12 protein-coding genes and 1 tRNA gene are annotated in these 12209 nt (G+C 34.7%); 2 read left to right on the top strand and 11 right to left on the bottom strand.

Features of this window, described 5'->3' with window-relative positions:
• Positions 1-26: 26 nt before the first annotated feature.
• Genes AC2DZ0_RS11925 through trhO form a run of 3 tightly spaced genes read right to left on the bottom strand, consistent with a single transcriptional unit; the run spans position 27 to position 2537 of the window.
• Positions 27-257 carry a ferredoxin gene (locus tag AC2DZ0_RS11925; protein ID WP_484641996.1) on the bottom strand — a complete coding sequence of 77 codons (231 nt, stop codon included), beginning with the start codon at positions 255-257 and terminating at the stop codon, positions 27-29.
• Positions 257-1501, bottom strand: coding sequence for a peptidase U32 family protein (locus AC2DZ0_RS11920; RefSeq protein ID WP_484641994.1), 1245 nt, complete (start codon positions 1499-1501; stop codon positions 257-259). Before AC2DZ0_RS11920 ends, AC2DZ0_RS11925 begins: the two co-directional genes overlap by 1 nt.
• 4 nt (positions 1502-1505) lie before the next feature.
• On the bottom strand, positions 1506-2537 hold the full coding sequence (gene trhO, locus AC2DZ0_RS11915; RefSeq protein ID WP_484490281.1) for an oxygen-dependent tRNA uridine(34) hydroxylase TrhO: 1032 nt from the start codon (positions 2535-2537) through the stop codon (positions 1506-1508).
• A gap of 158 nt (positions 2538-2695) precedes the next feature.
• Between trhO and AC2DZ0_RS11910 the strand changes: the two genes are divergently transcribed.
• Positions 2696-3832, top strand: coding sequence for a hypothetical protein (locus AC2DZ0_RS11910; protein ID WP_484641992.1), 1137 nt, complete (start codon positions 2696-2698; stop codon positions 3830-3832).
• On the opposite strand, the gene AC2DZ0_RS11905 is transcribed toward AC2DZ0_RS11910, so the two are convergent.
• Together AC2DZ0_RS11905 and AC2DZ0_RS11900 are read right to left on the bottom strand one after the other, a co-directional pair.
• Positions 3833-5260, bottom strand: a complete 1428-nt coding sequence (locus AC2DZ0_RS11905; RefSeq protein WP_484641991.1) for a c-type cytochrome — start codon at positions 5258-5260, stop codon at positions 3833-3835. It lies immediately after the preceding gene.
• 2 nt (positions 5261-5262) lie between these two features.
• The gene (locus AC2DZ0_RS11900) at positions 5263-6654 is read right to left on the bottom strand and encodes a sulfatase-like hydrolase/transferase (RefSeq protein WP_484641990.1); all 1392 of its coding nucleotides are present in this window, start codon (positions 6652-6654) and stop codon (positions 5263-5265) included.
• 188 nt (positions 6655-6842) lie between these two features.
• Here AC2DZ0_RS11900 and AC2DZ0_RS11895 point away from each other — a divergent pair, with 188 nt between their 5' ends.
• Positions 6843-7832 carry an aspartate-semialdehyde dehydrogenase gene (locus AC2DZ0_RS11895; RefSeq protein WP_484641989.1) on the top strand — a complete coding sequence of 330 codons (990 nt, stop codon included), beginning with the start codon at positions 6843-6845 and terminating at the stop codon, positions 7830-7832.
• Between the two features lie 70 nt (positions 7833-7902).
• Here the strand turns inward: AC2DZ0_RS11895 and AC2DZ0_RS11890 are convergent, their stop codons facing one another.
• The 6 genes from AC2DZ0_RS11890 to AC2DZ0_RS11865 all read right to left on the bottom strand — a co-directional run bounded on the left by AC2DZ0_RS11890 (position 7903) and on the right by AC2DZ0_RS11865 (position 12164).
• On the bottom strand, positions 7903-8748 hold the full coding sequence (locus tag AC2DZ0_RS11890; protein WP_484641987.1) for a transporter family protein: 846 nt from the start codon (positions 8746-8748) through the stop codon (positions 7903-7905).
• A 22-nt stretch (positions 8749-8770) separates the two neighbouring features.
• On the bottom strand, positions 8771-9880 hold the full coding sequence (locus AC2DZ0_RS11885) for a cytochrome-c peroxidase (protein ID WP_484641985.1): 1110 nt from the start codon (positions 9878-9880) through the stop codon (positions 8771-8773).
• A 49-nt stretch (positions 9881-9929) separates the two neighbouring features.
• Positions 9930-10802, bottom strand: a complete 873-nt coding sequence (locus tag AC2DZ0_RS11880; protein ID WP_484641984.1) for an MbnP family protein — start codon at positions 10800-10802, stop codon at positions 9930-9932.
• Between the two features lie 101 nt (positions 10803-10903).
• Positions 10904-11296 carry a hypothetical protein gene (locus AC2DZ0_RS11875; RefSeq protein ID WP_484641983.1) on the bottom strand — a complete coding sequence of 131 codons (393 nt, stop codon included), beginning with the start codon at positions 11294-11296 and terminating at the stop codon, positions 10904-10906.
• A 141-nt stretch (positions 11297-11437) separates the two neighbouring features.
• Positions 11438-11833, bottom strand: coding sequence for a hypothetical protein (locus AC2DZ0_RS11870; protein ID WP_484490274.1), 396 nt, complete (start codon positions 11831-11833; stop codon positions 11438-11440).
• Positions 11834-12082: 249 nt separating this feature from the next.
• A tRNA-Leu gene (locus tag AC2DZ0_RS11865) sits at positions 12083-12164 on the bottom strand.
• Positions 12165-12209: the final 45 nt, after the last annotated feature.

Raw genomic sequence — 12209 nt, 5'->3', positions numbered from 1 at the left:
TTTTTTCAATACTAAAGTAGCGAAACTCAGACTTGTTTTACATCAATTATTTTTACAGGGCAAGCTTTTTTTGCCTCCATGGAAATCTCATAAATTGACTCATCTGGAGTTTTTATAGTAAAAAAACCTTTTTTCTCTGTACTATGTAACAATACAGATTTTCCATCTTTTTTAGACATCTGAAATTGTCCAGGTGCTAACTCAACACAATAATTACAACCGATGCATTTTTTCCTTTGAAGTGTAATAACAACCATTATGCTTCCACTACGTTTTCTACTATTTTATATAATTTATCTGAAGGTCTGATTTTAAAATCAACCTTTAAAGTAAATGTTTCTCCTTTACGGGCTTTTTCAGCTTGTTTCTCATCAACAAAAAGCTCTTTTACCTCCATTTCTTGAGCTCCAGTGGTTGGACCTGTTACTAAAATGGTATCACCCACTGCAACATCATAAGCTTCAATTTTAAATTCCCCCACCCTAACTTTTGGGTAATAGTGGATACCTTTTCCTAAATAGACTTTTTTCTGAGTAGCATGAGACCCAGAACCTTTACTCCATTCCCCTAGTTTTTGTCCTAAATAATAGCCAGACCAAAATCCTCTATTATAAACTTTTTCCAGCTCTAGCATCCAAGAAATCACTTTTTCCTTACTAAAAGTACCCGCTTCTAAACTATCAATAGCCTCACGATAACAACGAATTACCCTTGCTACATACTCAGGTGCTCTTCCTCTACCTTCTATTTTTAACACCTTGATACCAGCATCAGAAATTTCATCCAAAAAATCAATAGTACACAAGTCCTTTGGAGACATAATATATTCATTATCCAGCTCCATCTCAAAACCCGTTTCTTGATCTATAACAGTATATTTTTTTCTGCAATTCTGCTTACAAGCTCCTCTATTTGCAGAGGAATTAGCAGAATGCAAACTCATATAACATTTTCCAGAAACAGCCATACACAAGGCACCATGACCAAAAATCTCTATCTCAACCAATCGACCAGAAGGGCCTTTAATCTGTTCTTTCTCAATTAACGCTGTTATATTTTTAACTTGTCGCAAACTTAACTCCCTACTAAGAACAATGGTTTCAGCAAACATTGCGTAAAACTTAACCGTTTCAATGTTAGTTACATTTATTTGCGTGGAGATATGTACCTCCATCCCAACTTCTCTTGCCGAAGCAATAACCGCCTGATCCATGGCAATAACAGCCGTAATATTGGCTTCTTTCGCACGCTTGATCAGTGTTTTAACAATGGACAAATCATGATCATAAACAATGGTATTTAAAGTCAAATACGAGCGAACACCTTTTGCTTCACAACGTTGTTGAATTTCTTCCAAATCATCCAGAATAAAGTTTATGGAAGCGCGAGCTCGCATATTCAATTGCTCCACCCCAAAATAAATAGAATCTGCTCCATTATCTATAGCTGCTTGCAAAGACTCAAAATTCCCGGCCGGCGCCATCAATTCGATTTTTTGCATGATACTATTTTTTAAACTTCAAGGCTTCAGATCTTCCTTTTTTGAAAATTTTATTGCTATTTCCTTTTCCTTTTCTCAATTCTTTCTGCTCCTCAAAAGGAAGTGCTGCAATATCTTTACATTCTTCAGAACAGCAGGTATTCATTTTTTCTTGACACGAAGCACATTGGATAAAGAGTAAGTGACAAGCTTGGTTATCACAATTTACATGCACATCACAAGGCTCACCACACTGATGACAATTAGAAACTACATCTTCAGAAATACGTTCTGCCCTTCTGTGATCAAAAACAAAATTCTTTCCTTTAAATTTATTTTCTATCCCTGAATCTTCAACTTGACGTACATAATTGATAATCCCACCTTCTAACTGAAAAACATTTTTAAAACCTTTGTGTTTATAGTAGGCACTTGCTTTTTCACAACGTATTCCACCTGTACAATACATTAAAAGGTTTTTATCCTCTTTATGATCTTTCAAATCTTCTTCAATCAAATCTAAAGAATCTCTAAAAGTATCTACATCTGGAGTCACTGCACCTTCAAAATGCCCTATCTCGCTTTCATAATGATTACGCATATCAACACAAACTGTATTCGGATCCTCTAACATCTTATTAAATTCCTCAGCTTTTAAATGTACCCCTATATCGGTAACATCAAAACTTGAATCCTCTAATCCATCTGCAACAATTTTATTTCTAACCTTAACTTTTAGCTTTAAAAAAGATTTATTATCGTGCTCAACAGCAACATTCAAACGGATATCTTTCAAAAAAGAAATCGCGTCTAATTGATCTTTCAACTCTAAAAAATTCTCTGCAGGAACAGATATCTGCGCATTGATTCCTTCATACGAAACATAGGTTCTTCCAAGAACCTCAAGGGCATCCCATTCTAAAAATAATTTATCTCTAAAAAGCTGTGGGTTTTCTATCTTGAAATATTGATAGAAAGAAATTGTCAAACGGTCTTTCCCCGCTTCATCTATTAATTGTGCGCGTTCTTCCGCGCTTAACTTATTGTACAGTTGCATGCTATACTAATTTATGTTAAACTTATTTTATTTGCAAAAATACGCTTTTGTATCGATATAATAAGAAAAGACTATAAAGTATTTTATTAAAAAACTAAATACTACTTGGTTCAACATAATTAAGTATTTTTGCTTTGAACCTTCGAAAATACTCTGCTTTGAAAAAGTCAATTTCGTTCCTATTACTAATTGCGTTTTACTCCATAACAATCAATAGTTCTGCTCAGGAAAAAAAACACCTATTTAGACACGCTAGTGACGATCAATTTGATGCTAGTAATTTTCTAAATTCTACAGCAGGATTTCTTCCTGTACCAATTATCATTACAGAACCTGCAGTTGGTTATGGTGGAGGACTAGTTCTTTCCTATTTTCACAAGAAAAAAGAAGGTGACACACGTCCCTTAGGACTCTCTCCAACCATTACTTTCGGAGGGGGAGCTTATACAGAAAACGGAACTTGGGCTGGTTTTATTGGGCACAAAGGATCTTATTACAAAGACAATATTCGCTATTTAGGTTTTTTAGGGTTTGTATCTCCTAACTTAACTTTTTACGGCCCAGGACTTGGTGGTATCACTGATAAAAAATATGAATTTAACATGCAGGGTTTTTTAACGCTTCAAGAAATTCTATTTCGAGTTAAAAAAGACACCCCTCTCTTTGTTGGATTAAACTACACATACTTTAACAATCATATCTCTTTTAATACTGGAATCAATATTCCTGATCTAGATGTTATTGAAGGGCAAATAGAAAATGCAGGGCTGCACGGGGTATTTGAGTTTGACGGACGAGACAACACCTTAACACCTGCCAAAGGAATCAAATCTGTTTTAGAAGTAGGAAAATTCTCTGAGATTTTTGGTGGAGACCAAGATTATTGGGATACCAACTTTAGAACCTACGGATACCTACCGGTCGTTAAAAATAAATTATTCTCATCATACAGAATGCAAATTCAATCAACAACAGACGAAACTCCTTTTTACGCACTTCCTTTTATTTCTCTTCGAGGAATTCCAGTGTTGAGATATCAAGGAAACAATGTACTAACCCTAGAAACTGAGTGGAGATGGAACCTATATAAGCGTTGGAGTTTAGTAGGCTTTATTGGAGCCGGTGATGCTATGGAAACTTATTCTGATTTTGGACAGAACATAAAAGCCGCAGGAGGTGGTGGTTTTCGATATTTTTTAGCAAAAGACTATGGACTCCATGCTGGTATTGATATTGCCAAGGGCCCAGAGCAATGGACATGGCAATTTACCGTTGGTAGCAATTGGGGGAGATAATTACTTAAAAGACTCCAAATAAAAAATCAACGCATTCCTGTCTGATACACTTTCAACTCCTGAAAAAGGCATGATCGTGGAAGGAATAAACTTCTTAGGATTTTCTAAAAAACTATCTAAATTTTCCTTAGTCCAATCTATTTTTTTTGACACCATGGCTGGAGAATAATTATACCCCTCAACCGTTGCAGCGGGTCTATTTATAATTCTATACAAAGATGGCCCTATCAAATTCTCACCTTCTTTTAAAGAGTGACACATGGCGCACAAACCAAATATCTTTTCTCCTCTTACCAACGGGTTATTAGTTGTGTTTTTAGCATCGGTGAAAGGTAAAAAAGCGCTCCTCATTTCAAAAAAAGAAGCAATTTGTTCTTGAGATAAACTTTCCCTCAACTCAATATATAACAACGCTTGATCATAAGTCATTTCCCCTTCAATACTCCCCATACTTTTCGATATAGTAAGAATTTCTTGTTCATTGAGACTTCCTGACACCAACAAATTTCGCAAGGCAATTGTCAAATCTTTCCTCAATGAATAAAATTGTGTCAAATTAGATTTCTGCTTATTAACATGAGATTTTAATGCTTTTTTTTGTGAGTCATTTAAAACACTTAAAACTTGCTTACTAACTCCACCTCTAGTAACCCCATGTCCACTTCCAACTCTAACACTTACAAACCCAAAATGTTGACTTGTTTTACCAGTGGTAGAAAAAGTAACATCATCTTGTTCTCCAGTAATCCAAGCACCAAAACGGGTGCATAAATTCCACAATTCCAACTGATCTTCATGAGAGAAGTTTTTTTGTTTACTTTTTCCCTTTTTATTTGAATCTTCAAAACTCTTGGCTAAAATTTTAGCTCGCATAGTCTTTATTTGATTCAACTGTTCTTCTGATAAAGAATTGTATACTTTGTAAAAATATTTTGCTGAAATAACACCTATTTCCCCCTCTGCCACAGATTGATTTTCTGAAAGCTCTTTGCATTTTTTAAGATTAAATGATTCGCGCCTCAACAACTTTTCTAATTGCCTGTTAATTTCATTGTGATTTTTGTGATACTCTGCCAAAGGGACCTTAAGTTCTTCAAGCAACGATAACATTTTTTCTTTTTGAGAATCATTTAAAAGTTGAAAAACACTTTTGCCAAAACCTCCCCTACTCAGCGTATGTCCACTATCCAAACGCAAACTGATTACACCAAAATAATGAGCCACCTTCCCCACAGATACATAGTCGTTGTCTGTCGAAGTACCTGTAAGCCATGAAAAGGAACGTACTGCAAGATTATCTAATTCCTTTTTATCATCATTCATCACTTTTTTTCGTGCATTTTTAACGTTCTTATTTTGAGCTATTCCGTGTAAACTTAAAGACAAGCACATCAAACATAAAATCGAATTATTGACAAAAACTTTCATAATTATTTCTTTTTTGAACTTTTTTTAGTCTTTGATTTTTTAGGCTCACCACTTTCTTTCAAAAGATATTTCTTATACATGTCACCGTCTTTTGATGGAGCTTTTATATCCTTAAGAACATTATTTATTATGGCTAAATCTTCTTTGAGATTATAAGGTACATTTTTTAACTTTTTCAATCCTTCCTCAATTCCTACATCTTCAACAGCCCAAAAATCAGCATTACCATCTCTAAGTAAATTTTTTGTTCTCACCATTTGATGAATTGTAAGATTGCTATAAATCCAATCTCTATGCATCTTGGCTTCTCCCTTCAAATAAGCCAATAAACTTTTCCCATCACCATCAGTTGGTTGGTTGCAAATCTCTGCAATAGTAGCATACACATCTGTTAAATCCGTTAACCCCTCAACAAGCCCACTAGATTTTACAAAAGCACCAGAGATAATTAAAGGAACACGCACTCCCTTTTGAGCTGTAACATCGTTTTTACCATAGCCTGCACTACCATTATCTGTTGTAACTATAAATAAAGTATTTTCATAAACCCCGTTTAACTTTAGTTTATGTATCAATTGCGACAACATATAGTCTATATACTCCACATGTGCCCCCATTGAAGCTTCGCTTAAGACATTAAGCCTTTGATCTTCTTTATTGTAAAGTGGCGTTTTAGGGAATGCCTGTTCGCTGTTTTTATTCCCTAAGTGAACAGGTAAATACACCAAAAAGGGTTGTTTATTTTTAGTAGCTCTATCAATAAAAGACAACGAATAATTTAACTCCATCTCAGGGCCAAAATCATCAGATGATGTTTGCACCCACTCAACTTTATTTGAATCTTTTTTATGAATAGAAACAAAGGGATTCCAATAACAAGAAGCTTTCTTCTTTCCTTTTTTACCATCCAAAAATTTACCAGCATTCTCTGGAGCTTTTTTAGCATCACCAGTAATAAAATACTCATCAAAACCATGCTTATTACATTCACCATTTAACTGATACTTCCCTGCCATTAGAGACACATATCCAGCCTTATTGGTTATATCTGAAAAAAGAGTATGTGTGTACAACGACCAATTTTTTGATTCTTTACTAGGCCTCATAGAACCATGATACCATTCGGTTTGATAAGCATATTTTCCAGTCATCAACATCGCTCTTGTAGACTGACATTTAGGCGTAGCCCAAGCCGTTTTAAACTGCATACCTTCTCTTGCGAGCATATCAATTGTAGGTGTATTTATAGAATTGTTACCATAACAAGGAAACTCTCTCGGACTGATATCATCTGCCATGAGTATAATAATATTGGGGTTTTTCGAGGCAATTTGAGAAGAGAGCTGTCCCGTTATAAAAACAAAGCTGAGTATAATGATATAAAGTAATTTCATAAGACAAAAGTTCGGTTTCATTCTTAAGACCTTTATACAATTAAAAGGTTTAAACTTTGTTAAAATTACCTCCCAAAAACTTAAAATATGAAAAAAATTAAACATCTGGTGTGATTTTTATACAACTTGTTGATTCATAAGTTACAAAAGTACGATATTTGCATTCTCAAATATTAAAATTAAATACAATGAAAATAGCTGTAGTTGGTGCTACTGGAATGGTAGGAACTGTAATGTTAAAAGTTTTAGCTGAAAGAAATTTTCCGGTAACAGAATTAATTCCTGTTGCTTCTGCAAGATCTGCTGGTAAGAAATTACCCTTCAAAGGAAACGAATACACAGTAGTTACTTTAGAGGATGCTGTTAAAATGAACGCTGATATTGCTTTATTTTCTGCAGGTGGAGATACTTCTTTGGAGTGGGCTCCTAAATTTGCAGCAGCTGGAACAACTGTAGTAGACAACTCATCTGCTTGGAGAATGGACCCTACTAAAAAATTGGTAGTTCCTGAAATCAATGGTGACGTTCTAACTAAAGAAGATAAAATTATTGCAAACCCAAACTGTTCTACTATTCAATTAGTGATGGCTTTGGCTCCATTGCATGAAAAATACCAAATGAAACGTTTGATTGTTTCTACATACCAGTCTGTTTCTGGAACTGGAGTAGCTGCAGTAAGACAAATGGAAAACGAAACGAAAGGAATCAAAGGAGAAATGGCTTACCACTATCCTATCAACAGAAATGCAATTCCTCATTGTGATGTTTTCATGGACAATGGATACACAAAAGAAGAAATGAAATTGGTAAAAGAACCTAAGAAAATCTTAAGAGATGATTCTTTTGCTGTAACTGCAACTGCGGTGCGTATCCCAACTGCTGGTGGACATTCTGAATCAGTAAATGTTGAATTTGTAAATGATTTTGATGAAGCTGAAGTACGTCAGTTATTACATGATTTCCCAGGAGTTGTAGTACAAGACAATCTTGACACAAACACTTATCCAATGCCGGCTTTCGCCCATGATAAAGATGAAGTTTTTGTGGGACGTATTCGTAGAGATGAATCTTTACCAAACACTTTAAACATGTGGATTGTTGCTGACAACCTAAGAAAAGGAGCAGCTACAAATACAGTTCAAATTGCAGAGTATCTTATCGCAAACGAATTGGTATAACAAAACCCATACCTTAAGCATAAAAAAACCGTTAGATAACTTCTAACGGTTTTTTATTTTGAGTCTAACTTTAAAACCTCCAATAGGCAAAAAGTCCTAATCCATACTTAAAGAAAACTTCATGCTGTATCAAATTCTGATCTAGAGACAATTGAGAATTCACCCCCATAATTACTCTTTCTGTCTCCATTTGAATTCCAAAATTGGTATTTGTCATATACCCTGAGGTGCGATGATCAATAATTTCAAAACGTTCAGAAGCTTTGAATTGATCATAATTTACACCAACATATGGAGACATAATAAAACCTTTATTTATGAGAACTGCATAAGCTATACTTGTATTTACCTGAGTTTGGTTTCCATATTTAAAAGATTCGCTGTTGGTATTTTTAACAAAATACACTGCACTCAAATTGAAAGAAAAATCACCAAAACCAAAAGCATATTGTAAAGGAAGAGCAACATCTAAACTACCCGTACCTAATTGTGTTGAAGATGTTTTATTATCTTGAGAGCTTTGCAAATCAAACTTTCCAGTGGGCAACTTTAGCCCCACCCCTAACTTTAAAACATGTTTGCTTGCCTTATTCAACACACTAATCAAACCATAGATAGAAACATCTCCTAGACCACTTACACTTACATCTTGCTCACTGGTATAACGATAATTAAAACGGTATGGCAGCATTGTGTTTATCAAAATCCTATCATTGATTTGATATTGCCCAGTAACCATTACTGTGTTAATTCTGTCATCAGCAACAGGACTATCCTCAAATACACCTTCTTTATACTGAAAGAACATATGGTTATAGCTCATTCCTATAAAATTACCATGAATTGCATTTGTAAACACACTATTATTAGCAGAACCACAACTGCAAACATCACAAGCAAATGCTGTAATACTCATCAAGAAAAATATCAAAGAAAATTTAAGGTTTTGCAAAACGTGTATCATTTAAAAATTCGTCATCTGTCAAAGTCTCTAAAAACAAAACTATCAACTCTTTTTCTTCTTCTGTCATAGGGATCCCTAACTCTTCTTTTCCATCCACCACTTGAATTAACCTTGGATCCAAATTATCCATTTTCTGAACAAAAGGATAAGTATCTGTATCATAAAAATCCAAGACCTGTTTTAACAAAACAATCCGACCATCATGCATGTAAGGAAAAGTTTTTTCAACATTCCTCAAACTAGGCACTTTAAACTTATAATAATCTGAATGCAATCTTCCTTCCTCTAAGGTCAAATCTGGATTTGAACTTGAAACTCTTGACCTTCCCAACTCCTCCGGTAACTTGGCATTAACACCAATCCCGTTATTTATAAAATCTTGATTTGTAAACAACTCACCCGCATGGCAGCTTGCACATTTTTGACGGAACAACTGTAAACCCTCCTTCTCTGACTCGGAAAACTCTCCACCAGCCTCACCACGCACATATTTATCATACTTTGAATTGCTAGAAACCATTGCTCCCATAAACTGAGCCAAAGCCTTTAACATATTTACCGAATTTACAACGTTCGCGTCCTCTCCAAAAGCCTTTTCAAACTCCAGAGGATAACTCACATCCTGCTTCAGTTTATTTATTACATTCTCCAAAGTCTCGTTCATTTCAACTTGTTCTGTTATTGGAACCACAGGTTGTCTCCAAAGTAACTCTACCGAACCATCCCAAGTAAAAGCATCCATAAAAGCTAAGTTTTGGATAGGCTGAGAGTTCCTAACCCCAAACTGATCCACCAAAACTCCTTCACTTAAATCATGTCCGTGATGTGTAAAAGCGAAAGCTTGATTATGACATTCAGCACAAGAAATAGAATTTCCGTCCGACAATCTCACATCATAAAAAAGTCTTCTCCCCAACACAAAACCCTCAGAATCAATCGGATTATCAATTAAATCATAGGTGGGGGACGGGAAATTCACAGGCTGTTCAAGCTCAATCTCAAAAACAGAATTATCTTGCTCCATCTGTTTATCACAACTGATAAACAGCAACGCAACTACACTAAATATTTTTAGGTACCTCATAATAAAAGATAACAATCATCAATAAACAACCAATAACTGCAATTAGCATTTAGTGATTATGTTCAGAACCTTCTTCTGTATGATCTTCCATATCCATTTCAACATCTTCTAACACCACAGCTCCATTTAATGGATGCACATGATGGATTTCAAAAATACCTGGATAGTTATCTGCAAAATCAGCTTTACTAACAGCTCCCAAATAAACAGAAACACCATTATTAGGCACAAAAAGCTTTTCAATATTCACCTTCACATGCACACTTGGTGACACCTCCGATTTTATAGTTATGTTTTGAGGAAAGTCAATCGTCACCGTTCTATACCCATCGAAATCTCCTTTTTTACCAATATGAATTGACAAATTATCAGCCAAATCTTCTGATTTTGCCATATGATCCATCACATTCATTTTGTTTGTAGCCTCAATTTTAGAGAAGATATAAGAGTTCGGATTCCAGCTCCAATTCATATCAGCTTGAGCCAATTCAAAGAGCTTTGTTTGATCATCAGCACTCCCGCTGGCAACCTCATCACTTACTCCCACTGCAAACGAGATTGATTTATATTCCCCAAATGGAATTTCTGTAAGATACACTTGCACCTCTTTATCATCAGCTTTTGATAAATCAATCAAACTCCCTGCAATATTATTCGGAATCTCAATCAACTGATCGTCGGCAGTTTTCACAACTACATCGGAAATAAGAAATTTGAATTTATCTAAAATTAATGTCTGATCCTCACCATCCATCTGTTGTTGAACGGTAAATTCATCTCCAATAGCCAAAGAATGATCTAATTTTATTATTGCAGACACATGAGTTCCGCTATTATGCTCCATTTCTGAATCGTTACCAGAACATGCGCTAATCAACAAGAAGGCAACCCCTCCTAAAAATATATTTTTTAAGTTTTTCATTTTAAATGTATTTGTTTTTAAACAATAAGTATTCCTCTCAATGAAACAGAAGCTCCATGAGATACCATAAGACGTTAAAACATCTTACTCTTTTATAAAAACTATACAATTGGAGGTCGTAAAAGACTTAGCTCTTTGTGAAATGAGTAACTATCATCATAACGAAACATGTTATCCTTTGAAGTAACAAACAATGATTTTAACTTAAGAAAATCTGGTTTAATCTTTTGAAAAAACAAAGGAGTAAAGCATTTATAAGAACTAATCAAACTTACTTCTTTGCCAGAATCAGCTTCAACATCTACAGCTACAACACTCAACTCTTTCGCTAAATGACATTTACCGTTACATTGTAACTCAGGTTTTTCTTTATTTTCACAAAACTTCTCTGTGATATAATCTATATTCAATTCATAGTAAGCTATATGCCCTACAATAAATAGAGGGCGTATCACCAAGGAGAAAAGCAAAATATATGAAAATACCTGTTTCAAGAAAATAATTATTTTCGCAAAAATAATCTTATTCAACTCCCCTACAAAACTTTAACCATAAAAATCCCTTATGAACAAAAATCCATAAGGGTTTAAATATCTACAATTTATTTCTGACATATTGGGCATACACATAAAAGTCTATGCTACTAAACCCAACCGTGCCAAATTATCATTCATTCTAACTTCACAAGAATTGATGTCATTTATCAAGTCCATCAACAACTCCACTGCCACCTTGCATTCTACATCATCCCTTCCATTCAACCTTTTTGTCAATCGCATACACCAAAAGTTCAGTTCATCCATCCCACGTTTGAAATCAATATTCACAACAGGTTCTTCAGAAGAATACATATACTCATTAACACATCCTAACAACTCTTCAGCAATAGGTCTTGCATCTTCAAATTTTTTGGTATCAAACATTGAATACAGATGAGCTTCTAATTTATGAGTCTCCAGCTTTCTGTAACAGTTTTTAATAATGATCTCTACTATTTGTAGTTCTGCTGTATTTATCACCTTTCCTCTCATCTTGTATCTATTTAAATGTTTTTTGCCTTATGACATAACAAATATATAGTTCAAACAACCTCTTTTTTAGAGTTTTATTGTGAAGCGACCATAACTAAAGGTGAAAAGACCTTTTATTAAGCTAAAGGACCAAAACAACTTTTAACCCAAACCTAAACAATTTCAAAAAGCTGACTATAAAACACTTCCAATCTATCAAAATACTACAAAAAAAAAGCCTCATTCAACTTTAGTCAAATGAGGCTTTTGTACCTTGGGTGGGAATCGAACCCACACTCCCGAAAGAACTGGATTTTGAATCCAGCGCGTCTACCAATTCCGCCACCAAGGCTTTTCGCAATTGGATTGCAAATTTATAAAAAAAATTGAATTACAA

This window comes from Flavicella sp. IMCC45668 (assembly GCF_057219105.1).
Note: the sequence above shows the minus strand (reverse complement) of the source record. Positions and strands in the feature narration are given on the sequence as shown.